The 24367-nt window shown below is 66.3% G+C and carries 25 protein-coding genes; 16 read left to right on the top strand and 9 right to left on the bottom strand.

The genetic code is table 11. The features are described 5' to 3' along the window. Positions 1 to 9 precede the first annotated feature (9 nt). The gene (locus BRO63_RS01050) at positions 10 to 504 is read left to right on the top strand and encodes an Ohr family peroxiredoxin (RefSeq protein ID WP_088138130.1); all 495 of its coding nucleotides are present in this window, start codon (positions 10 to 12) and stop codon (positions 502 to 504) included. A gap of 3 nt (positions 505 to 507) precedes the next feature. Here the strand turns inward: BRO63_RS01050 and BRO63_RS01045 are convergent, their stop codons facing one another. From BRO63_RS01045 to BRO63_RS01030, 4 genes are all read right to left on the bottom strand, one after another. Then, positions 508 to 1512, bottom strand: a complete 1005-nt coding sequence (locus BRO63_RS01045) for a LysR family transcriptional regulator (RefSeq protein ID WP_088138129.1) — start codon at positions 1510 to 1512, stop codon at positions 508 to 510. Between the two features lie 140 nt (positions 1513 to 1652). Beyond that, positions 1653 to 2087: a cupin domain-containing protein gene (locus BRO63_RS01040; protein ID WP_088138128.1), complete on the bottom strand. Its 435-nt coding sequence runs from the start codon at positions 2085 to 2087 to the stop codon at positions 1653 to 1655. A gap of 118 nt (positions 2088 to 2205) precedes the next feature. Then, complete coding sequence (locus tag BRO63_RS01035; RefSeq protein WP_088138127.1) at positions 2206 to 3084, bottom strand: RNA polymerase sigma-70 factor; 879 nt, start codon at positions 3082 to 3084, stop codon at positions 2206 to 2208. A gap of 118 nt (positions 3085 to 3202) precedes the next feature. Further along, positions 3203 to 4204, bottom strand: a complete 1002-nt coding sequence (locus tag BRO63_RS01030; RefSeq protein WP_088138126.1) for a bestrophin family protein — start codon at positions 4202 to 4204, stop codon at positions 3203 to 3205. A 461-nt stretch (positions 4205 to 4665) separates the two neighbouring features. On the opposite strand from BRO63_RS01030, the gene BRO63_RS01025 reads away from it, so the two are divergent. From BRO63_RS01025 to BRO63_RS01015, 3 genes are all read left to right on the top strand, one after another. Next, a complete protein-coding gene (locus BRO63_RS01025) occupies positions 4666 to 5499 on the top strand; it encodes an alpha/beta fold hydrolase (protein WP_256943217.1) in 834 nt (277 codons plus the stop codon). A 27-nt stretch (positions 5500 to 5526) separates the two neighbouring features. Further along, positions 5527 to 6426, top strand: coding sequence for an MBL fold metallo-hydrolase (locus BRO63_RS01020; RefSeq protein WP_088138124.1), 900 nt, complete (start codon positions 5527 to 5529; stop codon positions 6424 to 6426). 671 nt (positions 6427 to 7097) lie between these two features. Further along, complete coding sequence (locus tag BRO63_RS01015; protein WP_088138123.1) at positions 7098 to 8018, top strand: LysR family transcriptional regulator; 921 nt, start codon at positions 7098 to 7100, stop codon at positions 8016 to 8018. Between the two features lie 34 nt (positions 8019 to 8052). Here BRO63_RS01015 and BRO63_RS01010 read toward each other — a convergent pair whose 3' ends face one another. Both BRO63_RS01010 and BRO63_RS01005 read right to left on the bottom strand, forming a co-directional pair. After that, the gene (locus BRO63_RS01010) at positions 8053 to 9048 is read right to left on the bottom strand and encodes a Bug family tripartite tricarboxylate transporter substrate binding protein (protein WP_256942891.1); all 996 of its coding nucleotides are present in this window, start codon (positions 9046 to 9048) and stop codon (positions 8053 to 8055) included. Between the two features lie 179 nt (positions 9049 to 9227). Next, entirely contained in the window at positions 9228 to 9473 is a 246-nt protein-coding gene (locus BRO63_RS01005) for a hypothetical protein (RefSeq protein ID WP_013391206.1), read from the bottom strand. 197 nt (positions 9474 to 9670) lie between these two features. On the opposite strand from BRO63_RS01005, the gene BRO63_RS01000 reads away from it, so the two are divergent. The 12 genes from BRO63_RS01000 (at position 9671) to BRO63_RS00945 (ending at position 21212) form a co-directional block, all read left to right on the top strand. Further along, positions 9671 to 10795, top strand: coding sequence for a cupin domain-containing protein (locus BRO63_RS01000; protein ID WP_088138121.1), 1125 nt, complete (start codon positions 9671 to 9673; stop codon positions 10793 to 10795). Between the two features lie 88 nt (positions 10796 to 10883). Continuing rightward, positions 10884 to 11795 (top strand): fumarylacetoacetate hydrolase family protein, encoded by a 912-nt coding sequence (locus BRO63_RS00995; protein WP_088138120.1) that lies wholly within the window; start codon positions 10884 to 10886, stop codon positions 11793 to 11795. A 50-nt stretch (positions 11796 to 11845) separates the two neighbouring features. Next, entirely contained in the window at positions 11846 to 13030 is a 1185-nt protein-coding gene (locus BRO63_RS00990) for an ABC transporter substrate-binding protein (protein WP_054455062.1), read from the top strand. After that, positions 13027 to 13941 carry a branched-chain amino acid ABC transporter permease gene (locus BRO63_RS00985; RefSeq protein ID WP_088138119.1) on the top strand — a complete coding sequence of 305 codons (915 nt, stop codon included), beginning with the start codon at positions 13027 to 13029 and terminating at the stop codon, positions 13939 to 13941. Before BRO63_RS00990 ends, BRO63_RS00985 begins: the two co-directional genes overlap by 4 nt. Then, positions 13938 to 14924, top strand: coding sequence for a branched-chain amino acid ABC transporter permease (locus BRO63_RS00980; protein WP_043544628.1), 987 nt, complete (start codon positions 13938 to 13940; stop codon positions 14922 to 14924). The genes BRO63_RS00985 and BRO63_RS00980 overlap by 4 nt, the downstream gene beginning before the upstream one ends. Then, positions 14914 to 15684 (top strand): ABC transporter ATP-binding protein, encoded by a 771-nt coding sequence (locus tag BRO63_RS00975; protein ID WP_088138118.1) that lies wholly within the window; start codon positions 14914 to 14916, stop codon positions 15682 to 15684. Before BRO63_RS00980 ends, BRO63_RS00975 begins: the two co-directional genes overlap by 11 nt. Continuing rightward, a complete protein-coding gene (locus BRO63_RS00970) occupies positions 15671 to 16363 on the top strand; it encodes an ABC transporter ATP-binding protein (RefSeq protein ID WP_088138117.1) in 693 nt (230 codons plus the stop codon). Before BRO63_RS00975 ends, BRO63_RS00970 begins: the two co-directional genes overlap by 14 nt. A gap of 131 nt (positions 16364 to 16494) precedes the next feature. Further along, entirely contained in the window at positions 16495 to 17256 is a 762-nt protein-coding gene (locus BRO63_RS00965; RefSeq protein ID WP_088138116.1) for a GntR family transcriptional regulator, read from the top strand. Further along, positions 17249 to 18133, top strand: coding sequence for an alpha/beta hydrolase (locus tag BRO63_RS00960; protein ID WP_088138115.1), 885 nt, complete (start codon positions 17249 to 17251; stop codon positions 18131 to 18133). Before BRO63_RS00965 ends, BRO63_RS00960 begins: the two co-directional genes overlap by 8 nt. Positions 18134 to 18164: 31 nt before the next feature. Further along, positions 18165 to 19079, top strand: a complete 915-nt coding sequence (locus BRO63_RS00955) for a LysR family transcriptional regulator (RefSeq protein WP_088138175.1) — start codon at positions 18165 to 18167, stop codon at positions 19077 to 19079. A gap of 149 nt (positions 19080 to 19228) precedes the next feature. Next, a complete protein-coding gene (locus tag BRO63_RS00950) occupies positions 19229 to 20218 on the top strand; it encodes a Bug family tripartite tricarboxylate transporter substrate binding protein (RefSeq protein ID WP_088138114.1) in 990 nt (329 codons plus the stop codon). A 49-nt stretch (positions 20219 to 20267) separates the two neighbouring features. Next, positions 20268 to 21212, top strand: coding sequence for a succinylglutamate desuccinylase/aspartoacylase domain-containing protein (locus tag BRO63_RS00945; RefSeq protein WP_088138113.1), 945 nt, complete (start codon positions 20268 to 20270; stop codon positions 21210 to 21212). Between the two features lie 16 nt (positions 21213 to 21228). Here BRO63_RS00945 and BRO63_RS00940 read toward each other — a convergent pair whose 3' ends face one another. The 3 genes from BRO63_RS00940 to BRO63_RS00930 form a co-directional block, all read right to left on the bottom strand. Beyond that, the gene (locus tag BRO63_RS00940) at positions 21229 to 21750 is read right to left on the bottom strand and encodes a lipocalin family protein (RefSeq protein ID WP_088138112.1); all 522 of its coding nucleotides are present in this window, start codon (positions 21748 to 21750) and stop codon (positions 21229 to 21231) included. Positions 21751 to 21831: 81 nt separating this feature from the next. Beyond that, complete coding sequence (gene gshA / locus BRO63_RS00935; protein WP_088138111.1) at positions 21832 to 23403, bottom strand: glutamate--cysteine ligase; 1572 nt, start codon at positions 23401 to 23403, stop codon at positions 21832 to 21834. Positions 23404 to 23435: 32 nt separating this feature from the next. Beyond that, a complete protein-coding gene (locus tag BRO63_RS00930; RefSeq protein ID WP_179215009.1) occupies positions 23436 to 24329 on the bottom strand; it encodes an alpha/beta hydrolase in 894 nt (297 codons plus the stop codon). Positions 24330 to 24367: the final 38 nt, after the last annotated feature.

Genomic DNA, 24367 nt, shown 5'->3' with positions numbered 1-24367 from the left:
AGGACCTTCATGAGCAAACTGCGGCCTCCTTCCCAGAGCCTCCTGGAAAAGTACCGAGGCGGGGATTTCCATCCTCTGTACACCACCAGCGTGACGGTGCGTGGCGGGGAGGCCGCTCATGGGCGGGCTTCCGGCATGGCTATTTCGGACGATGGCGAGCTGATCGTGGAACTGCGCCTGCCAGTGGAACTGGGCGGCACGGGCGGGGGCACCAACCCCGAACAGCTATTCGCCGCCGGCTATGCGGCGTGCTTTCACGGTGCGCTCAGCATGCTGGCCGAACGTGCCGGCCTGGCCATTCCGGACGCTTCCGTGACCGCCACCATCTCGTTCGGTCGCGACCCCGTCGACGGCTTTTTTGCCCTGACCGCGGACGTCAACATCCACCTGCCCGGCGTGCCCAAGCCCATCGCCGAAGAGCTGGTGCGCAACACCGAACGCCTGTGTCCGTACGCCAAGATGGCCCAGGGCGGGATCCGGAGCGTGGTGGCCCTGACTCAGTAGCGTTCAGGCCTGCTTCAACAGCAGGCTGTCGATGCTGTGCAGATCCAGCGCGCGGATGCGTTCCGTCATGAAATCGATGAACACCCGCATGCGCGCCGGCAGGTGCTGGCGGCTGAGAAAGCACAGATAGTGTCCCCGGTCGTCGGGGGCATGCTGCGGCAGGCAGGCGACCAGCGTACCCGCGCGCAGATGTTCGCAGACCTGATAGGCCGCCATCTGCGCGATGCCATGGCCGTCCAGCACCGCCTGCAGCACCAGGTCGGCATCGTTGAAGGTGAGCATGGCGGGCGGCGCGAACTTGCGCAGATGGCCGCCGACCTTGAACTCCCATTCGTATACGCGGCCCGAAGCCAGCAGAAAATTCACGCAGCTGTGGCCGGAGAGTTCATCCACGTCCCGCGGTAGCCCGTGCCGGGCGGCATAGTCGGGCGAGGCGCACAGCATCATTTGCATAGGGATGATTTTCTTGGCGATCACCTGGCTGTCTTCCATGCGGCCATTGCGAAACGACACGTCGACGCGATCCGTGGTGAAGTCGGTCGGGCCGTCATCCAGCAGCAGCTCCACCGAGATGTTCGGATGGGCCAGTCGGAACTCCTTCAGCAGGGGCGCCACGACCTTGCGGCCAAAACCCACGGTGGAGCAGACGCGCACCAAGCCGGAAGGCGGGCCCTCGCGCAGCTCACGCATATCGTCCAGGGCCTGGATGATCCGTTCCACGCCAGGATGGCATTGTTCATAGAAGCGCTGCCCCTCCGCCGTGAGCGAGGTGCTGCGCGTGGTGCGCACGAAGAGCCGCACGCCCAGCTGGTCTTCGAGCTTCTGTACGCTGCGGCTGACCGCCGAACGCCCTATGCCCAGCCGGTCGCCGGCCTTGGCGAAGTTGCCCTCGGCGGCGACGGCCAGGAAGGCCATGACGCCGGCATAGCTGGTGGCGAAACTGTCGGCCAGGGAGTCCGGGCCGTTCGCGGGAGGGGTAACCGGGGAGGCGGGGATAGGGGTAGGCATGGTGGCAGCGCCGCTAGTTGGTTGATCCTACCCGCTAAGACGTTGCGCTGGACGATTTTGTGACGCTACCCCGAAAAAAAATGGCCAGCCCCGGGCGCGAGGCGCCCGGGGCTGGCCAGGATGGGGCGAAAGCCTGTCCCTTATTGGATCGGGATCAGGGCAGGAGCGCCCTTTTTCTTGATCAGCACGACCACGAACTTGGCCGGCTGGGTCTGGCTGGCGTTGCGGCCCACGGTGTGGATATCGTCCGGCCCTTCGTAGAAGGTCTGGCCCGGGGTCAGCGTCACTTCCTTGCCTCCCTTGACCTGCATGACGATGCTGCCCTCCAGCACGTAGACGAAGGCCGAAGCGTCATGGCGGTGCAAGGGGTCGGCGGCCCCGGGCGGGTAGTCGACGACGAGCATCACCGCATCCCGGCCGGGAATGTCGGGCAGGTCCTTACTCATCACTTCGGTGACGATGGGATCGGCCGGCTTGCCGGCAGGCGCGCCGTGGTGCGATGCGGCATGGGCGGGCTGGCCCAGTAGCGCGCCGGCGGCGATGAAAGACAACGCGAGTTTCGTGAGTTTCTGCATGGCCTGTCCTGAGTGGATTGGTGACAGGTCCATCGTAGAAGCGCGCGCGGCGCGGCGGTAGGCCCGTGCAAGGGACCACCATGTTGCCTGTCGTGCACCAACGGGGGCGCAGCGGGCCTCAGCGCCGCGCCAGGGCGGCGGCGATGCGCGCCAGCTTGTCCGGATTGCGCTGCACCAGGACCCGCGTCAGGCGCTTGCCGTCCGTTTCGTAGGACTGCACGGATTCAAGGTGGTCGTCGATGAAACGCAGCAGCGTCCATTGCCCGTTTACCTGGACCACCTCGGTGCGCAGCGCGTCGCGGTAGCGGCGCTTGCCGGCGTAGAACAGCTGCGCCAGCCGCTTGCCGCCCACCAGGCTGGCAAAGGCGCTGACCTTGTCGCCGCCGTCGCCGATGAGCTCGGCGTCGTCGCTCAGCAGCGCGTGCAAGCCGTGGAAGTCGCTGCGGTTCATCGCGTCGGCGAAGGCCTGCAGCAGCCGCTGCAGCGTGGCGCGCGGCACGGCCTCGCGCGGGGCGCCCTGGCGCAACTGCAGCCTGGCCCGCCGCACCAGCTGGCGCACCGCGGCCTGGGTCTTGTTGAGGGTCTGCGCGATGTCGTCGTATTCGGCGTCGAACACGTCGCGCATCAGGAAGGCCGCGCGGGCGTCCGGCGACAGGCGCTCCAGCATGAACAGAAACGCCACCGAAACATCGTCGGCCAATTCATGGATCTGTTCAGGCGTGGACGGCGTTGCCATCAGCATCGGCTCCGGCAGCCAGACGCCCACGTAATTTTCCCGCTCGGCACGGGCGGCGCGCAGGCGGTCGATGGACAGGCGGGTGGTGACGGTGACGAGCCAAGCCTCGGGGTTCTCCACGCTGGCGCGCTCGGCGCCATGCCAGCGCAGCCAGGCGTCCTGCACCACGTCTTCCGCTTCGGCCACCGAGCCCAGCATGCGGTAGGCGATCGCGTAGAGGCGGGGGCGATGGCGGTCGAACAGGGTCACGGAGCCGGTCATGAAGTGGGCCAACGCCAGGGGAAAGGGAAGCGGGAGGGCAGCGTATTTTGCCGTAGCAGCCCGGTCAGGACAAGCGTCGAAAGGCCTCTGGCGGGCGGCGTGCCATGGGCCCTGTTTCCTACAGCACGATCACCGACGTGGGCAGGGCGGGCAGGTCGGCGCTGCCCGCCATCTGCTTCAGGTCCCTTTCAATCATGGCGCTCAGGCGGCTGATGGGCACATCGTTCGCGCTGCCCTCGAAGGGGTTCTCCGTGCTTTCGCCTACCTGCTCCAGCGAGGTGTAGATCCACGAGATGATCACGCTGAAAGGCACCGCCAGCCACGTCATCTGGCCTTGCATGTAGCCGCCGATATCCTGGCCGATCTGGGCGAACTGGCCGGTCAGGCCGAATGGCAACGCCACGCAGAAGGAGCGCACGAACAGGGTGTTGATGATGGCGTACTGGCGCGGATACGGGAAATTCTTGATGCGCTCCGCCTGCCCCTGGAGATCGAGGAGTTCCCGGATGCGGCTGTTGAGTTCGGCGCATTCGGCTGCGGTGATGGCGCCCGCATCCAACAGCCCGCGGGCCGCCCGGCCCTGCATGGCAAGCAGCTGCGCGGCTTTGTCGTCGGCCTGCATCAAGGCCGCGACGTCCTGCGGCGGCAGATAGCGCGACAGCGCGGATTCCAGGGGCTCGGCGCGCTCCGGAATTACATACTGCCTGCGGTACTCGGCATTGGGGCGGCTGCCGACGGTCTCCCATACGCGCGCTTCGCGCAATTGGTAACGAAGCGCCGTCAACCAGGCCAGGTGCTGCTGCACCATTGCCGCGCCGCGCTGGTCATCGCCGGCGTAGCTGCGGCTGATGATGCCCCAGTAGCGGCTGGCGCTGACGATGCTCATCCAGATCTTCTGCGCTTCGACCGTGCGCGCATAGGTCTGCACGTTCTTGAAACCGACCACAAAGGTGGTGGCGGTGCCCAGCAGCGACACCACCGACAAGGGCAGCGTCAGCCATGTCAGCCCGGCAAGCTGATGGAGCAGCACAGGCGCCAGGCCCAGCGCCAGCAGGACGTAGATCTTCCTTCGGGTCCAGATGACGAACTCGCCCAGGCGATAGGATTTTCCCAGATGCATGATGTCGGCCCCCGGTCGGCGCGCGGCTGCGCGTCAGAGGTGGCGGCGCCGGCAATGTGGGTGAGGGCATCCTAAGAGCACCGCGCGTGACGCGGTAGGGCCATGCAAGGACGCATGGTGTTGCCGGCGCGACAACAATCGTCCCTTTCCCTTCCGAGTTGGCGCGGCCAGCGCGGCCCCAGCCCGCGGTGCGTGCGTCGCGGCCACGTTGCGGGTGCACCGGTGCGCATTGGTGCGCGTCGCACAACAGCGTGCTTCCCGCCGCGTGCCTACCGCGCACGAAGTCCCATACCTACCATGCCATCACTCACTTTCCCGACACAGGAGTTCCCGTGAACGACTCGCATGACCCGGCCCGCCGCAGTCTTCTCGCCGGCAGTGCCGTCCTGGCGGCGGGGGCATTTGCCATCCGCGCAGAAGCAGCCGCGCAGAGCAACGCGCAATCCAACCGGAGCACGACCATGACCCGCAATACCTTCACCACCAACGACGGTACGCAGATCTACTTCAAGGACTGGGGCGAGGGCCCCGTCGTTACCTTCTCGCATGGATGGCCGCTGAACGCGGACGCCTGGGATGGGCAGATGCACCACCTGGCGCGCAATGGCTTTCGCGTCATCGCGCACGATCGCCGGGGCCATGGCCGTTCGTCGCAGCCGTCAGCCGGCAATGACATGAACGGCTATGCCGACGACCTGGCGCAGTTGATCGAGGCGCTCGATCTCAAGCACATCACCATGGTCGGCCATTCCACTGGCGGCGGCGAAGTGGCGCGCTACATCGGCCGCCACGGCAGCAAACGCGTGGCCCGCGCGGTGCTGATCGGCGCGGTGCCGCCGGTGATGCTCAAGTCCGCCGCCAACCCCGAGGGCCTGCCGATCGAAGTCTTCGATGGCATCCGCGCTGGCGTGGCGGGGGACCGCTCGCAGTTCTACAAGGAGCTGGCGATTCCCTTCTATGGCGCCAACCGTCCGGACGCCAAGGTCTCGCAAGGCATGCTGGACCAGTTCTGGCTGTGGAGCATGCAGAGCGGCCAGAAGAACGCGTATGAATGCATCAAGGCGTTTTCCGAGACCGACTTCACCGAGGACCTGAAGAAGATCGACGTGCCGACCCTGTTCATGCACGGCGAGGACGACCAGATCGTGCCGGTGCACGATTCAGCGAAGAAGGCCGCGCGCCTGGTGAAGCACGCCAGCGAAATCTATTACTCCGGCGCGCCGCACGGCCTCACCGCCACCCTGCAAGACCGCATCAACGCCGATCTGCTCGCGTTCATCCGCGCCACCGCCTGACGGGCGCACCTTCCTGGAGATACCGCCATGTTTGCCATTGAAAACACTGAATCCATCGACCTGGTCCCCTCGCGCTACGCGCTGCAGATCGGCGACATCGACGCGCTGGTCGTCAGCGATGGCGTGCTGCCGCTGCCGACCGCGACGATGGCCACCAATGCCGATCCCGCCGATCTCGCGGTCTGGCTGGAGCACATGTTCATGCCTCCCGATGCGTTCGACTGGCCGCTGAACGTGATGGTGGCCCGCAGCGGTGATCAGACCATCCTCATCGACGCGGGACTGGGCGGGCAGTTTGCGGGCTTTCCCCGCGCCGGGATGTTCCCCCAGCGCTTGGAGTCCGCCGGCATCGCGCTGGAATCCGTGACCGACGTGATCATCACGCACATGCACATGGACCACGTGGGCGGGCTGCTCGTCCCCGGCGTCAAGGAACGCTTGCGGCCCGACGTGCGCATCCACGTGTCCGCGACCGAAGTGGCGTTCTGGACTTCGCCGGATTTTTCGCACACCGTCATGCCCAAGCCGGTGCCTGCGGTGCTCAAGTCCACCGCCACCAGCTTCTACAACGAATACCGCGACCAGCTGCGGCTCTTCGACGACCGCCATGAGGTGGCGCCGGGCGTCATCGTGCGCATGACTGGCGGCCATACCCCGGGGCACAGCGTGGTCGACCTGGTCTCGGGCGGCGAGCGGCTGACCTTTGCCGGCGACGCCATGTTCCCGGTCGCATTCGATCATCCCGAATGGCAAAACGGTTTCGAACATGATCCCGAGGAAGCGGCGCGCGTGCGCATCGGCCTGTTCCAGGAGCTGGCGCAGAACCGCGGGCTGCTGGTCGCCGCCCACCTGCCGTTTCCGTCCCTGGGCCGTGTCGCGGCCGACGGCGACGCGTTTCGCTGGGTGCCCGTGATCTGGGACTTCTGATCGCGTCGATATCCAGGCCCAGGCCGGACGGCGGGTAAGGCCCGCGTCGTCCGGTTTTTTGCTCGCAAACCGGCAGCGGCGTGCAATCGAACAACGTTGGATGCCCCGGTTTGGATACTTTTGCTTGCCTCTGCGCGAGACGGATTTCCTATTCCGGCAACGATTTTTTATTACTGATTATTAGCAACTGGGACGACGGTTCCAAGCCCCGATTCCCTCGTGGCCGAGGGCGACGATTGCTAATTTTGTTGCACCGAACCATGCGGAATATTGCGAATATCAAATTCCATGGTTTTACATGGGTTGGCGCAGTTTTACAAAGTCGAGGTGAGCGGAAAAACACGAAGTTTTGATAGGGTCAGTTTCTGCGGAAAATCCGGAAATTTCGTTAAAATCAATTGCTTGGGATTATGAGCGGGAGCCTCGTCTCCCGCTTTGCATTCAGGTTCGCACACCCGTACCAGCGTTTGCGAGCCGTGAGTGGAAACGGGTTAACAGCCCTTTTTTCCTCCAGAGTCAGCCTTCGCTCGCCAATCCGGCGAGCGTGATGACGCGTTGCAGCATGGAAACCCAGCCCCATTCCGATTCTGGCAACTCGTCCCAGTGCAAACCGGGATTGTCCCGGCGCGGCTGGGGACTTGGTTGTGTCTCAGGCTTAGGATATCCACCGCATGAATCTCCGGTTTCTGGAAACGTTTGTTCGCGCCGCCAGGCTCAAGAAAATGACATTGGCCGCGGAAGAGCTGCATGCTTCCCAGGCAGCCATCTCGGCTCGCATAGCAGCCTTCGAAGAAGAGCTGGGGGTAAGAGTATTTGTACGGGAAAAGGGTAAGCAGCTGAGTTTGACGCCGGTTGGCGCGGAAATGCTCGGGCCCGCGGAAGAATTGCTGGCTCATGCAAGAGCATTCACCAGCAGGTTTGGGACCACGGATGTCAGGCTCACGCAGGTCAGCATCGGCATGAGTGGAACCGTCGCGCAAGCCATACTTGAACCCATGGCGGCAACGCTTTACAGGCAGTGGCCGGACGTTACGGTGCACCTGCAGTCGTTGACCAGCACCGATATCCGTCAGCAACTGCTGGACGGCGCGCTCGACATAGGGCTGCTGCTGGGCAGCATCGACGAGCCGAATGTGGTCAACCGGAAGTTGCTGGAACTGGATTATGTCTGGGTCTGCAGTCCGAAACTGATCAACTGTGACACGGAACCCACGCTGGACCAGATGAAGCAGCTTCCCCTGCTGTGCTATCCGGTGGATTCGCTGCTGTATTCGGCGATAGCTGCCCACTTTGCGTCTCCACAGATGCAGGGCTTCAAGCTGATCGTGGTGAGGTCGCTGTCGGTCATGCTGCGCCTGGTACTCGCGGGCGCCGGATACGCGGTCTTGCCGGCCGATCTCATCCGCGATGAACTCGACTCAGGCAAGCTTGCGCAGTTGCCATTTTCCAGGCGGTTTCCGGCGCAGACGTACTTCGCCTCTTATGTTGACCAGCCCGCGGTTCCTCTGCGCACCGCCATGGTGGATTGCATCTGCGAGGTCGCGCGGCAGGTCTTGAACAGTGTGCCGGAAGATCCGTCGATGACGGCATGAAGAACCTGTCCTGAGAACGACGGAGGGCGCGGCATCAATCTCGTTCCGACGCGCGGGACGCCGCGATGATCTGTCGCCACGCCAGGGCATCGCGCTCAATCGTCTGCGCAAACGCTTCGGGGCCTGCGCCTATCGGTTCCACAATCTGCGTGGCGAACTTTTCCCGCAACGCCGGTTCGGCCAAGGCCTGCTGCACGCTGCGGGCGATCTTGGCGATGAATGCGGGCGGCGTGTCCCGTGGCGCGCATATGCCGACCCAGCCCACGAAACCCAGGTCGCCCAGGCCTTGTTCGGCCAAGGTCGGCACGGACGGAATCCGCGGCATGCGCTGTGCCATGCTGACGGCCAAGCCCTTGACGCGGCCAGACTCGACAAAAGGCAAGGCCGAAACGATGCTGTCCATCATCAGGTTCACGCGTCCCGTGGCGAGGTCCGCATAGGCGGGCGTGGAACCCCGGTAAGGCACGTGCAGCATGTCCAGCCCATTGCGCGCCTTGACCTCCTGGCCAGCGAGGTGGGGCATGGTGTTGGTGCCTCCGGAGGCGTAGCTGTATCTGCCGGGAGCCTGCCGGGCCGTGGCGATGAATTCCTTGAGCGTGGAGACGGGAGCGCCGGGATCGGCGACCCATATCGTGGGCGTATTGGCGATGTGGACGACGGGCACCAGATCGTCGACACGATAGGGCAAGCTGGGATAGAGCGCGGTGGCCACGACCAGGCTGCTGGTGGAGCAGAGCAGCAGGGTATGGCCATCGGGGCGGGCCCGCACCACGGTTGCGGACCCTATGGTGCCGCCGGCGCCCGGCCGGTTATCCACGACCAGCGGCTGGCCCAGCGCTAGGCCCGCCGGGCCCGCGATCTGGCGCGCGACGGTGTCATTGCCCCCGCCAGGAGGAAAAGGCACGACCAGCGTCACGGGTTTGGTGGGCCAGTCGGAGGACTCGGCCGACCGCGCAGCGGGCATCAGGGCGCAAGCAATGGCCAAGAGCACGGCCATGGCGGAGCAACGCAAGGGAAGTCGGCGAATCATGCTGCTGCTTGGTGGCAAGGATGGAAGGGAGGGCTGCGCGAAGCACAACATCCTGCCGGACATCCTTGTTCCGGTGAAGCTAATAAATATTCATACCCACCAAGGAAAATCTATAGCCTGACTTTCGCGACAGGGAACCCCCGCGCCGCCCGCTTGCGGACGACACGGGGGCTGTGGATTCAATCGTCCAGCGCCGGCACCGTCCCGATCTGCATGAGGATGCGCGGCGATTCCATGTCGCCGGTTTCCTTGTCGATCAGCACTTCATAGGCTGCGACGCCGGCGAACTTGGACGCCATGGAGTTGGCGATGCGTATGGCGCCGAACTCGCTGCTGGCGGGGCGGATTTCACCGGGAGCAACACCATTGGCCGCGGCGCGGTAGGGAACGACGATGTACTGGACGAGATGGGCAGCTTCTGACACAGGATTCTCCTGGACGACAGTTTTTGGGCGAGCGAAATGTATCACGTTGTACTGTGTTTTTGTACAGTATTGTTTGGTGCCGCGCCAACAATTTTCAACCGGCCTGGGAAAACCCCTAGCGCGCGCTCGTTGCCCGAATTCCGGCTCGCCTCTATTATTTTCGAAAATATTTAAATTTTTATAAAAAGAGGCAAGGGATGGAAGCGAACCGCTACGACGCGTACCGCGAGGACACCATAGGCCGCGCCAATGTGGCCGACTCGCCCGAGCTCATCGCCTACTACAAGGAGCTGGCCCGCCTGGAGACCGGCGCCCTGTGGACGGTGGCGAACAAGATCGAGCCCTGGGCGCCGCGCTCGGTCTCGGTGCCGGTGGTGTGGCGCTACCAGGACCTGCGCGGCCACGTGCTGCGTTCCGCTGAACTGGTTTCCCCCGAAGAGGCGGGCCGACGCGTGATCTACCTGAACAACCCGGGCCGGCGCGATGTGGCCGCCGCCGTGGGCTGGCTGTATTCGGGCCTGCAGGTCATGAAGCCCGGCGAACTCGCTTCCGCCCACAAGCATTCGCATTCGGCGCTGCGTTTCATCATGGAAGGGCGGGGCGCGTTTACCGTGGTCGACGGCCACAAGATGACGCTGGGCGCGAACGATTTCGTGCTGACGCCCAACGGCACCTGGCACGAGCATGGCGTGGCCGAGGACGGCACCACCTGCATCTGGCAGGACGGCCTGGACATTCCGCTGGTCAACGCCATGGAAGCCGGGTTCTACGCCGTGCATCCGGATCTGAACCAGACCGTGACCTACCCGGTGGACGACACCACCGCCGCCTGGGCCAACGCGGCGTTGAGGCCGCAAGTGTCCGGCTGGACCAAGCCGTATTCGCCGCTCTTCAAGTACGAATGGGAGCCCACCTACGAGGCGCTGCGCCGCTATGCGCGCACCACCGCGGGCAGCCCCTACGACGGCATCCTGCTCGAATACGTCAACCCGGCCACGGGCGGCCCGGTCATGCCCACCATAGGCGCCAGCATGCAGCTGCTGCGGCCAGGCGAACACACCAAGGCCCACCGCCACACCGGCAGCTTCATCTACCAGGTGGCCAAGGGCAGCGGCTATTCCATCATCGACGGCAGACGCTATGACTGGACCGAGCGCGACATCTTCTGCGTGCCGTCCTGGGCCATCCATGAACACGTCAATCTGTCGTCCAACGACGACGCCTGCCTGTTCAGCTTCAACGACCTGCCCGTGATGCGCGCGTTGGCGCTCTACCGCGAAGAAGCGGTCAAGGAAAACGACGGCCATCAAGTGCTGATCTAGCGTCACCGGTTCCCTATTGGATTTTTTTCCGCCGCGCGGGCCAGGCCCGCGCGCCTGACTCAACTCGTCCTGAATTTATGGAGTTCTTATGCGCCTGGTAACTTTTCGCGCCCATCCCACCGCCGCTGCCCGATTGGGCGCGCTGGCCGAAGGCTATGTGATCGACCTGGCCCTGCTGGGCCGCGCCGGCGGCGTGGACCTGCCCGACGACATGCTGACCTTCATCGACCTGGGCCCCGTGGCCGTGGCGCAGGCCAGCAAGCTGATGGAGGCCTATCGCGGCAACTGGCCCGTGGGCAGCGCGCTGCCGCAGGAAAACGTCAAGCTGCTGGCGCCGATTCCGCGTCCGCGCAAGAACATCTTCGGCATCGGCCTGAACTACGTGGAGCACGTGGCGGAATCCAGCCGCACGCTGGATACCTCGGCCGACCTGCCCAAGCAGCCGGTGATCTTTTCCAAGCCGCCCACCACCGTCATCGGCCCGGGCGATGCCATCGAGCACAACGCCAAGATCACGCAGCAACTGGACTGGGAAGTGGAGCTGGCCGTGATCATGGGCCGCCGCGCCTCGCGCGTGGCCGAGGCCGATGCGCTGTCCTACGTGTTCGGCTACAGCGTGATGCTGGACATGAGCGCGCGTGATTGCCGCCGCGCGGGCCAGTGGATCTATTCCAAGGGCCAGGACACCTATGCGCCCTTCGGCCCCTGCATCGTGACCGCCGACGAGATCCCGGATCCGCAGGTGCTGGATCTGTGGCTGACGGTCAACGGCGAGAAGAAGCAGGGCTCCAACACGCGCCACATGCTGTTCAAGGTGCCGTTCCTGATCTCGGACATCAGCGCGGGCATCACGCTGGAGCCGGGCGACATCATCGCCACCGGCACGCCGGAAGGCGTGGGCGCTGGCCGCAAGCCGCAGGAATGGCTGTGGCCGGGCGACGTGGTGGTGGCGTGCGTGGAGGGCATCGGCACGCTGCGCCATCCGGTGGTGGCCGTCTAGAAAACGCCTGGCCGCGCCGCGGCGGGCAACGCAGTCTCAAAGGGGAAAACATGATCAAGAAACAGATACTGGGCGGCGCGTTGTCCGTCGCGCTGGGCGCCGCGGCGTCCATGGGGGCGGCCCATGCCGCGGAACCGGTCAAGATCGGCTTCATCGCCACCTTGTCCACGCCGGCGGGTTACATCGGCGAGGACGAGCGCGATGCGTTCAACCTGGCCATCAAACAGGGCGGCGGCAAGCTGGGCGGCGTGCCGGTGCAGCTGGTGATCGAGGACGACGGCCTGAAGCCCGCCAACGCCAAGCAGGCGGCCGACCGCCTGCTGCAATCGGGCGTCAAGCTCTATACCGGCGTGAACTTCTCCAACGTGCTGGCGGCCGTCGTGCCCAGCGTGGTGAAGTCGGGCGCGTTCTACGTCAGCCTGAATCCTGGCCCGTCGAACTTCGCGGGCGAAAAATGCGATCCCAATTACTTCGTCGCGTCCTACCAGAACGATGCCTTCCATACGGCGGGCGGCGTGGCGGCCAACGAACTGGGCTACAAGAAGGTCGTGCTGCTGGCGCCCAATTACCAGGCGGGCCGCGACGCGATCGAAGGCTTCAAGCGCACCTACAAGGGCGAGGTGGTCGCCGAGATCTACACCAAGCTCGACCAGTCGGACTTCTCGGTGGAATTGGCGCGCCTGCGTTCGCTGGCGCCCGACGCCATCTATCAGTTCCATCCGGGCGGCACCGGCATCAACTTCGTCAAGCAGTACGCGGCGGCCGGGCTGAACAAGAGCATCCCGATGCTGATGCCCAGCTTCTCGATGGACGCGCGCATGATCCAGGCCACGGGCGACGCCTCGGCCGGCGCCTACATCACCGGCATCTGGTCGCAGGACTTCGACAACGCGCAATCCAAGGCTTTCGTGCAGGCGTTCAAGGACGCCTACGGCCGCGTGCCAACGGACTACGCCATGCAGGCTTACGACACCGCGCAGCTGATCGGCGCCGGCCTGAAGGCCACCGGCGGCGACCTGTCCAAGGCAGCGGAGTTCCGCGCCGCGCTGCGCAAGCCCGAGTTCACGTCGTTGCGCGGCAAATTCAGCATGAACACCAACCAGCATCCGATCCAGGACCTGTACCTGATGCGCATCGAGAAGGGCAGCGACGGCAGCCTGTCGCCGAAGCTGGTCCGCAAGCTGGTGTCCGATGACAAGGACGCCTACGCGCAACTCTGCAAGATGCCGTCATGACGCTTCTGTTTGAACAGCTGCTCAACGGGTTGCAGTTCGGCGCCATGCTATTCATGCTGGCGGCCGGACTGACGCTGATCTTCGGCATCATGGGCGTGGTCAACCTGACGCACGGCTCGTTCTACATGGTGGGGGCGTATTGCGCGGCCTACGCCATCGGCACCACCGGCTCGTTCCTGGCGGGTGTGCTGGCGGCGTTGCTGGGGGCGGGCCTGTACGGCATTTCGGTCGAGGTGCTGGTGATACGCAAGCTCTACAAGCGGGATCACCTGTACCAGGTCCTGGCCACCTTCGGCCTGCTGCTGTTCTCGAACGAAGCGGTCAGCCTGATCTTTGGCCGGCGTCCGCCGCTGGTGGGCATCCCAAGCTTCCTGGAAGGCGCGGTGACGCTGGCGCCGGGGTTCCAGTATCCGCTGATCCGCCTGTCGTTCATCGCCATCGGCGCATTGGTGGCCGTGGGCCTGTGGTGGCTGGTCAACCGCACGCGCATCGGCATGCTGATCCGCGCGGGCGCCGACGATCGCGAGATGGTCGACGCGCTGGGCATAGACATCCGCAAGCTTTACACGCTGGTGTTCGGCCTGGGCGCCTTGCTGTGCGGCCTGGCCGGCGTGATGGCCGCGCCGCTGCTGGCGGTGGAAATCGGCATGGGCGAACGCATCCTGATCACCACCTTCGTGGTCATCGTGATCGGCGGGGTCGGTTCGGTGCGCGGGGCCTTGGCCGGCGCCTTGCTGGTGGGCATGGTGGACAGCCTGGGGCGGGCCTTCCTGCCGCAGCTGTTGTCGACGATGTTCTCGCCCGCCACCGCGGACCCGCTGGCTGCGGGCCTGGCTTCGGCCAGCATCTATGTGTTGATGGCGATCGTGCTGATCGCCAAGCCGGGCGGGCTGTTCCCGGCGCGAGGATGAAGATGGCATACACACTTACGAACCGCGCGCGCTGGGGGCTGGGCGGCCTGGCGGTGCTGATCCTGCTGCCAGCCGCGGCGCTGGCCTCGGGCTCGCCGTTCCTGATCGGCGTGGTGACGCGCTTTTTGATCTACGGCCTGGCCGCGGTCAGCCTGGACCTGGTGATCGGCTACGGTGCCATGGTCAGCTTCGGCCACGCCATGTTCTTCGGGCTGGGCGGCTATGCGGTGGGCATCATCGCTTTCCATACGGCGGAGGCCGGGCCGATCTTCGGCTGGGCCGGCAGCAACGCCGCGCTGGTGGTGTGGCCGATAGCGCTCATCGTGTGCGCGCTGGCCGGCTGGCTGTTCGGCTATCTGGCGCTGCGCACGCGCGGCGTGCAGTTCATCATGATTACCCTGGCGTTCGGCCAGATGGTGTACTTCGTGCTGGTGTCGCTGCAGTTCTACGGCGGCGACGATGGCCTGATGATTCCGCAGCGCAATGAGCTGCCTGGCATCAATCTGGAAAGCCCCATGGTTTTCTACTACGTGTGCCTGGCGCTGCTGACCTTGTGGACGCTGCTGTGCATCCGCGTGACCAACTCGCGCTTCGGCATGGTGCTGCAGGCGCTGCGCCAGAGCGAGCGGCGCGCCATCAACCTGGGCGTGGCGCCCACGCCTTACCGGCTCAGCGCCTTCGTGCTGTCGGCGGTAGGCACGGGACTGGCCGGCGTGCTGTGGGCCAACTATGCCGGGCTGGTGACGCCCGACATGGCGGCCTGGACCAAGTCCGGCGAACTCATGGCCATCGTCATCCTGGGCGGCGTGGGCACCTTGCTCGGGCCGATCGCGGGCGCGGCGGTGTTCCTGGGGCTGGAGCAGATGCTGTCGTCCCTGACCGAGCACTGGCTGTTGTACATGGGACCGATCCTGGTGCTGGTGGTGCTGTGGGGCCAGAAGGGCCTGTTCGGAAAGCTGCTGGAGACGCGCCATGCCGACTGACGCAAGCGCCAGCCTGTTGCGCCTGACGCAGCTGCGCAAGGCCTTCGACGCGGTGGTGGCCACCAACGGCGTGGACCTGGACGTGCGCGCCGGCGAGATCCACGCCATCATCGGCCCCAACGGCGCGGGCAAGTCCACCTTGATCGCGCAGATCTGCGGCGAGATCCGGCCGGACTCCGGCACCATCCATTTGGATGGGCAGGACGTGACCGCGCTGCGCGCCTTTGAGCGCGCCCGCCTGGGGCTGGGCCGCTCGTTCCAGATCACCGAGCTGTGCCAGGAGTACACCGCGCTGGAGAACGTGATCCTGTCGCGCATGCTCAAGGGCGGCCGCGCCTTCCAGGCTTGGTCCAATCCGCGCCATGACGCGGCGTTGAAGACCGAGGCCATGCAGTGGCTGACGCATGTGGGGCTGGAGGACCGCCGCCACGTGCGCTCGGCGGATCTGGCGCACGGCGAGAAGCGGCAGCTGGAACTGGCGGTGGCGTTGGCGCGCGCGCCGCGGCTGTTGCTGCTGGACGAGCCCATGGCCGGCATGGGACCCGAGGAATCGGCGCGCATGACCCGGCTGCTGCAAGGCATGAAGGGCGACTACGGCATCTTGCTGGTGGAGCACGACATGGACGCGGTCTTCGCGCTGGCCGACCGCATCAGCGTGCTGGTCTACGGCCGCGTGGTGTTCAGCGGCTCGCCCGAGGAAGTGCGCCGCCATCCGGAAGTGCGCGCCGCCTATCTGGGAGAAGAGCATGTTGAAGGTTGAAGGCCTGACGGGCGGCTATGGCTCCAGCAAGGTCCTGTTTGGCATGTCGTTCGAGGCCAGCGAGGGCGAGGTGATCTCGCTGATCGGGCGCAACGGCATGGGCAAGACCACCACGATCAAGACCCTGATGGGCATGCTGCCCGCCACCGGCGGCGCGGTGCAGTTCCGCGGCCAGACGCTGGGCCGCTCCGCGCCCAGCAGCGTGGCGCGCCTGGGCGTGGGACTGGTGCCCGAAGGCCGGCGCGTGTTCGGATCCCTGACGGTGCAGGAAAACCTGGTGGCGACCTCGCGCGCGGCGCCGGGGGGATGGGATCTGGAGCGGGTCTATACGCTGTTTCCGCGATTGAAGGAACGCCGCGGCCAGTCGTCGCGGACGCTGTCGGGCGGTGAGCAACAGATGTTGGTGGTGGGCCGTGCGCTCATGACCAATCCCAAGCTCCTGATCCTGGACGAAGCCACCGAGGGGCTGGCGCCGCTCATCCGCCAGGAGATCTGGCGCTGCCTGCGGGCGCTGAAGGCCGAAGGACAGACCATCCTGGTCATCGACAAGAACCTGCCCGAAATGGCGACGCTGGTGGACCGCCATTACATCGTGGACAAGGGCCGCGTGGCCTGGTCGGGGCAGCCCGCGGAACTGTCCGCCCAGCCTGAGCTGGCGCAGCGCTACCTGGGCATATGAACAGGCCATGCGTCGAGGATCATTGCCCCGGGCAGGGCGCCGGCGTGCGCTGCCCAGGGCTGGAGTGCGCGGGTAGAATGGGCCGCCTGCGCGCGGATACGCGCCCCGGCCGCTGACATCTGGAGACCATCTTGAAGCCTAGAATCAAAGCTTCCCGCCAGGACGATCCCGGATCGGACGGGAGCGCCGGCATTGAGGAAATCACGCTGTCCGAGCAGGTCTACCGCCTGCTGCGGCGCGACATTATGCGCGGCGCCTTCGCGCCGGGCCAGTCCTTGCGGCTGGAATTGTTGAAGCAACGCTACGGCAGCAGCTTTTCGCCCATCCGCGAGGCGCTCAACCGCCTGCGCAGCGAACGCATGGTCATCAGCACCACCTCGCGCGGCTTCAGCATCGCGCCCTTGTCGGTCGAGGAAATGTGGGATGCCTGTGAAACCCGCATCCTAATCGATTGCGATGCGCTGCGCCGTTCGCTCGCCAACGCCGACGACGCCTGGGAAACGCGCCTGGTCGGCGCGTACCATGCGTTGACGCTGGCCGCGCAGCGTGCCGAGGCCGCCGCCGAGCCTTCGGAAGAGTTGGACGAACTGCTGGAGGCGCGCCACCTGGAATTCCACCACGCGCTGATCGGCGCCTGCCGCTCCCATTGGCTGCTCGACCTGTCCACCCAGCTCTACGCGCAGACCGAGCGCTACCGCCGTCCCGCGCGCGCCGGCGCAACCGCCTACGGACCGGAACGCAACGTCGACGACGAGCATCGCCAGTTGCTGGACGCCGCCATCTCGCGCGACGTGGAAGGCTCGGTCGCCATGCTGGCCGCGCACTACCGCAAGACCGCGCAGTTCATCGAACGCATCATTTCCCAGCCCAAATCGCAGGCCAGGCATGCATAACACCGACATCGATCTCTTCTTTCCCACCATCGCCGAGCGCGAGGTGCAATACAACGCGCGCGAATCGGTGCCGGATTTCGACGCCTGCGTGCGCCGCTATGCCGAATCCTCGGCCCGGGTGCGCACGCGCCGCCCCGGCGTGCTGGACCTGCGCTACGGCATGGGCCAGGATGAACGGCTGGACCTGTTCCTGCCCGCCGCCTCACAGGCGCCGGCGCCGTTGTTCGTGTTCATCCACGGCGGCTACTGGCGCGCGCAGCGCAAGGAAGACGCGCCCGTGATGGCCGAGGCCTTCAATGCCGCGGGCGCCGCCGTCGCTACCCTCGAATACACGCTGGTGCCCGAGGCCACCTTGGGCGAGGTGGTGCGCGAGGTGCGTTCCGCCGTGGCCTGGCTGTACCGCAACGTGGCGGCCTACGGCGTGGATCCTGAGAGGATCTACGTCAGCGGCAGCTCGGCGGGCGGCCATCTGGCCGGCATGCTGGTGGCGCCAGAATGGCAGGCACGCTACGGCGTGCCGGACGACGTGATCAAGGGTACGCTGGCGTTGAGCGGGCTGTTCGATCTGCGTCCGCTGTGCGATGTCCTGCCCAACACCTGGCTGCAGCTGACGCCCGAGCAGGCGGCGCACCAAAGCCCGATCTTCCATCTGCCGAAACGTGCAGGCCCGATGCTGCTGGCCGTGGGCGGGTTGGAGACCCAGGGCTTCAAGAACCAGACGGCCGCATACGAAGCCGCCTGGAATGCCGCGGGGCTGGCTTCCACCCGCATCCCGACGCCCCACTGCAACCATTTCGACCTGGTCAACGAGCTGGAAGATCCAGATAGCGACCTGACCCGCGCCACCCTGGCGATGATGGGGCTGGGCGCCAAGTGAAGGGCCGGCCGATGGCGTAAGCTTGACGCCCATGGCCGACCTGAAACTCCTTGAGGACCTGATTGCCCTGGCGCAGACCGGCAGCTTCGTGCGCGCGGCCGAGCTGCGCCACGTGACCCATCCTGCGTTCGGCCGGCGCATCCGCGCGCTGGAGGCCTGGGCGGGCGCGCCGCTGATCGAGCGCCAGCGCCTGCCGGTGGTCCTGACCGCCGAAGGCGAGGCCCTGCTCAAGACCGCGACGCAGGTGGTGGAGCAGATGGGGCAGGTGCGCCATCGCATCCGCAGTTTCGGCGCGGGCGGCGAGGCCGTGCTGCGCATCGCCACCGGCCGCAGCCTGGCGCGCACGCTGGTGGCGGACTGGATCGCGCGCCTGCGCCACCGCACGCCCAAGGTGCTGACCGAGGGCACCCAGGTCGAATTGTCCACCGGCATGATGCAGGACATGGCGGCCCGGCTGGAGCAGGGCCGGGTGGACCTGCTGTGCTGCTATGAGCATCCGGCCCTGTCCGTGCAGTTGAGCCCCGGGCGCTACCGCTACATGACGCTGGGCACCGACAAGCTCGTGCCCGTCAGCCAGGCGGATTCGCGCGGCCGGGCCCGCTACGTGCTGCAGGAAGGCGGGCCGTCCGTGCCCCTGATCACCTATGCGGGCGGCCTGGCGATGGAGCGCATCGTGGGCGACCGCCTGGAGGCCACGCCCTACGCCCTGGCGCCATTCCTGCGCAGCGATTCGCTGGACGCGGCGCATGGCGCGGTCGCCAAGGGCCTGGGGGTGGCCTGGCTGCCCTGGTCCATGGTGGCGGCGGACTGCCGCCGCGGCGCGCTGGCCGCCCTGGGCGGGCGTAGCGAGGAAATCTCGTTCGAGGTGCGGCTGTATCGGTCGCGGGCGCGCCTGGCCGACCTGGCCGAGGCGGCCTGGGAAGCCACGGCCAGCCGCAAGGCCTGACATCCGATTGCCACCTGGCGTGCGTGTGCCAAATCCGCACGGCAATGTGTCGATTCGGCACGGAATATCCCTGGTGTACGTCCGAGAATAGCTCCCGAAACGTCAAATGAGACGGCGACGCCGTCCGCCACAGTACCCAGGGAGAAAACATGAAATCCGTCCTGCATCCGTTGCGCGGCGCGCTAGCCGCCATCTGTACCGTCTCCGCGCTGGCCGCGGCGCCTGCCGCCCACGCCGAGTATCCCGAACGCGCCATCTCGCTGGTGGTCGGCTATCCGGCGGGCGGCAGCGTGGACCTGACCGCGCGCCTGTTTGGCGAAGAGCTGGCCAAGCGCCTGGGCCAGAGCGTGGTGGTTGAGAATGTGGGCGGCGCCGGCGGCACCATCGGCGCGCAACGCGTAGCGCGCGCCGCGCCCGACGGCTACACGTTGCTGCTGGGCTCGACCAATGAGATGGTCATCGCCAGCATGATCAACAACGCGGTCAAGTACGACAGCGTGAAGGACTTCTCGCCGCTGGGCGTGATCGCCTCGCAGCCCATGCTGCTGGCCGCCAGCAAGAATTCGGGCGTGAAGACCGCCGCCGAGTATCTGCAGAAGCTGCGCGCCGCCGCGCCCGGCAGCTTCAACTACGGTTCCTCCGGCGTGGGCACGACCCTGCACCTGGCCGGCGAAATGATCAACCAGTCGACCGCCACGCGCGCCGAGCACGTGCCATACCGCGGCGTGGCGCCGCTGGTGACGGACCTGATGAGCGGCCAGCTGGACTACGGCATGCTGGTGCTGTCCTCGGGCCTGCCGCAAGTGCGCGCCGACAAGATCGTGGCGCTGGGCGTCACCGAAAAGAAGCGTTCGCCGGTGGCGCCGGACCTGCCGGCCCTGGCGGAAACCCCGGGGTTCGAGTCCGTCGACATCAGCGTCTGGTTCGCGCTCTATGGTCCGGCCGGCCTGCCCGAGCCGGTGGCCGCCAAGCTGCGCAGCGCGCTGGCCGACACGCTGAAATCGGAGCAGTTCCGCGCCAAGATGCAGGAAGCCGGCGGCGTGCTGTCGCAGCCGGGCCTGGACCCGGCGGCCTATCAGGCCGAGGAAACCAAGAAGTACGGCGCGCTGGTCAAGGCCGCCAAGATCGAAGCCCAGTGATCCGAAACCGGATCATCGCAACACCCTAGCACCGCAGCGGACGACATCCATGGAATTCAAGCTTCCCGTACCCGACCTGAGCGCCGAGCGCGCCGGCAATACCGGCACTCCTGGCGTGTGGCATTTCGATTCAGGCCTTCCGGGGCGCGCGTTGATGCTGTCCGCGCTGGTGCATGGCAATGAGCTGTGCGGCGCCTGGGCCTTGAAGGACCTGCTGGCGGCGGGCCTGCGGCCGCGCCGCGGCAGCCTGACGCTGGCGTTCTGCAATCTCGACGCGTTCGACCGTTTCGACCACGCCAACCACGATGCCTCGCGCTTCGTCGCCGAGGACATGAACCGCGTTTGGAGCGCCGAGCGCCTGGACAACCCGACGACGCCGGACCGCCGGCGCGGCGCCGAGCTGCGTCCCTGGGTGGAACGCGCGGACTGGCTGCTGGACCTGCATTCCATGCATGAGCCGGGCGCGCCCCTGCTGCTGACCGGCGTCCTGCCGCGCAACATCGCGCTGGCGCGACGGCTGAAGGCGCCGCAACACGTGATCGTGGACGCGGGGCACAAGGACGGCGTGCGCATGCGCGACTTCGGCCAGTTCGGCGACCCCGCCCGCGAAGACGCCTGCGCCTTGCTGATCGAATGCGGCTTCCATGGCGAATTGGCCGCGCGCGACGTGGCGCGCGACATGGTGGCGCGCATGCTGCTGGAGTCGGGCGTGGCGGATGCGACGGACGTGCCAGCAGGCTGGCTGCTGCCGGATGCCGAAAACCAGCGCGTGCTGGAAGTGACGGACGCGGTGGTCGCGCCCTCCATGGACCTGCGCTTCTCCGAGCCCTGGACGGGCCTGGAGACGTTCGAGCGGGCCGGTTCGACGATAGGCTGGGCCGATGGCCAGCCCATCGTGACGCCGTATGATCAATGCACGTTGGTCATGCCGTCGCTGCGGCAGCTGAAGCCAGGCGTGACGGTGGTTCGGCTGGCGCGCGACTACGCAGGATAGGGCGCCGCGGCGCGTCTTACTTCTGTGGCGTGAACCGCAGTTCGTCCAGCTGGTAGCCTTGGGCCTTGGCGGCGTCCAGGGCCTTGTCCAGTTCTTCCTTGGGCAGTTGCGGCGAGCGCGACAGGATCCACAGGTATTTCCTGTCCGGGGTGCCGACCACCGACCAGCGGTATTCGGGATCCAGGCCGATCACCCAGTAATCGCCCTTGAACGGCTTGAAGAACGAGACTTCGAGCTTGGTGTTGTTGCTGCCTTCCACCACGGTGGCGGTACCCGAGGCGGAGTCGACGTCGCCATCCTTGGTGCGGCAGCGGTTGTTCACGCCTACCGTGCCGTCGGGATGCGCGGTGTATTCGGCGGTGGTGTCTCCCACGCAGTCGCGCTGGAAGAACATGGGGAAATTCGCGATCTCGTACCACATGCCTGCGTAACGCTTCAGGTCCACCGATTCCACGGTCTGCATGGGCGGCGGCGCGGCATGGACTATCCCCGCCACGCTGGTGGCCAAGGCCAACAGGAATGTTGCGGTGCGGCGCATGGGGAAAACCTCCTGATGTGACAGAGCGGTCCGCGCCGGCCGGAGGGCCGGCGGCGCGGATCAAAACCCTAACGATACGCCTTATTTGCGCGGGGCCTTCAGTGCGGCGTGGTAGCGGGCCACATAGGTATCGAAATCCTCGGTGTCCGATTGCTCCAGGCGCAGTTGTTCCGCCGTAGATTGCGCGGCGGCCTGTTCGTACGCTGCCGCCAGGTCGGCGGGCAAGGCCTGGGCGCGCAGCGCATCGGCATGCTTGCGGCTGAGGTCCAGCGAATAGTCATGGAACGACAGGCCGCTGTCGGAAAGCGAGGCCAGCAGGCGCGCCGACGGCGTGGAGTCGGGCTGGTCGAGCTTGGCGCGCTGGGCCGCCAGGGCCTCGGCATAGGCGCTGCCGCCCAGGGCGGAGTCGAATAGCGCGGCGTAGGGCGCGATCTGGTCCAGCAGTTCGTGGCCCCATTGCACCAGGTCGATGGGCTGGCCTTCGCGGTCCAGCGTCAGGCCGGGCTTGCGGCCTTCCTTGACCACGGTGGAGAAGTTGTCGGCGCTGCGCTGACAGTAGCCATTGGCGGGGAAGTAGGGGCTGTCGGACGCGGTGCAGAACAGCAGGAACGCATCGACGAAGCGGCCCGTGTCGGCGTCGATGCCGACCGGCGAGTTCGGATCGATGTCCAGGCAACGCACTTCGACATATTGCACGCCGCGTTCGGCCAGCGCCGTGATCGGGCGTTCGCAGCGGCCGGTGGCGCGCTTGGGGCGGATGCTGGAGTAGTACTCGTTTTCGATCTGCAGCACGTTGGTGTTGAGCTGGATCCATTCGCCGTCGCGGTGGGTGCCGATCTTCTGGTAGTCGGGCCAGGGCTGCGTCACCGCGTCGTACAGGCGGCCCAGGAACGTGTCCAGGTCGTTGTAGCAGAGCTTGAGCTGCGACTGCGCTTTGTTCTGGTAGCCCAGGTCGCTCATGCGCAGGCTGGTGGCGTAGGGCAGGTACAGCGTGCTGTCGCCCAGTTTCTGCAGCGGGTGCTCGCGTCCGCGCAGGAAGTCGCTGGCCAGCGCCGGGGCGGCGCCGAACAGGTACATCAGCAGCCAGGAATAGCGCGTGAAATTGCGGATCAGGCCGATGTAGCCGCGCGAACGGCGGTCCTGGGCGCTGCCCGGCTGCGTGTCCAGCACGGACCACAGGTCCTCGGCCAGCGAGAAGTTGTAATGCACGCCGGCGATGCATTGCATGGTCTTGCCGTAGCGCACGGCCAGGCCGCGGCGGTACACGTGCTTGAGCATGCCGGTGTTGGACTTGCCGTACCAGGCGATGGGAATGTCGGCTTCGGACGGCAGCGTGGCGGGCATGGACTGGTTCCAGATCAGTTCATGGTCCAGCACGCTGTAGACGTGACGGTGGGTGTTGGTCAGTTCGGCCAGCAGCGCATCCACGTCCTTGTGGGTGCCCGTGATGAGTTCGAGCAGGGATTCGGAATAATCGGTGGTGACGTGTTCGTTGGTCAGCGCCGATCCCAGGCCGGCGGGGTGCGGCTTGCGGGACAGGACGCCCTGTTCGTCCACGCGCAGGCCTTCCTTTTCGATGCCCCGCAGGGTCTGGGTCAGCAGCGATCGGTTGGCCTCCAGGCGGGAGAGGCGGTTGGCGGCAGTATCAGTCACGGGTTCTTCTCGTTTGGGTCTGTCGCCGGATTTTACGGGGTGCTGGCCTCCTGTGCCGAGGGAGTCAATACTGGGGACAGGGACAATGCCTGTGCGGTGCGCGCCAGCCACTCGTCGAGGTCGGCATAGACCGGGTCGGCGATGGGGGCGGTTTCGTTGAAGATTTCGTGCCAGGCGGTGTCGTACCAGCGCAGCGTCAGCAGTTCGGCGGGCGCGCGTTGGGCGAACTGGCGGCTGCCTTCGGCGGCGACGATGGAGTCGTCGCCCGCCACCATCAGCAGGGTGCGGCAGGCGAGTTGCGGGGCGTCGCGCAGGGAGTCGCGGCCGCCTTCGTCCACGAAGCGTGCCAGGCGCCCCGTCATGTGGCGGCGCACCAGGGGATCGCTGCGGTAGGCCTTCACCACGGCCGGGTCATGGGAGATGCGGGCGGGCGCCAATCCGTGGGGCACGCGCAGGTCGGGCGCATGCAGCGACATCCAGGTCAGCGTGCGCCGCACCCAGGGCGGCACGTGCACCACGAAGGGCGGCGAACTGAGCACCAGGCCGTCGATCTCGGCCAGGCGGCGCAAGGCGATCCGGACCGCGACCAGGGCGCCCAGGCTGTGGCCCAGCAGGATGGGCGGGCGGCCGTGCGCAGCGGTCCAGGCCCGCAGCCGGTCGACCGCGTCGACGACCAGATCGTCTTCGTGGCTCAGGGTCGCGGGCCGGCCGCCGGATCGGCCATGGCCGCGGTGGTCGTGGGCGCCCACCGTCCAGCCGCGCGCGGTCAGCCAGCGCGCCAGGCGGTCATAGCGCCCGGCATGCTCGCTAAGTCCGTGCAGCAGGTAGATACTGGGAGTGCCCGGACCGGCGATCGGCGCGGGCACGTTGGGCGCGGCCGGCCACGCATAGTTGGCCAGTGGCGTGCCGTCGGGCGCGGGGGTCATGGAAATCGGCGACAATTTCTGGCTTCCTCGAGATGAAT

Source organism: Achromobacter xylosoxidans (assembly GCF_002192695.1).
GTDB lineage: Bacteria > Pseudomonadota > Gammaproteobacteria > Burkholderiales > Burkholderiaceae_B > Achromobacter > Achromobacter xylosoxidans_C.
Note: the sequence above shows the minus strand (reverse complement) of the source record. Positions and strands in the feature narration are given on the sequence as shown.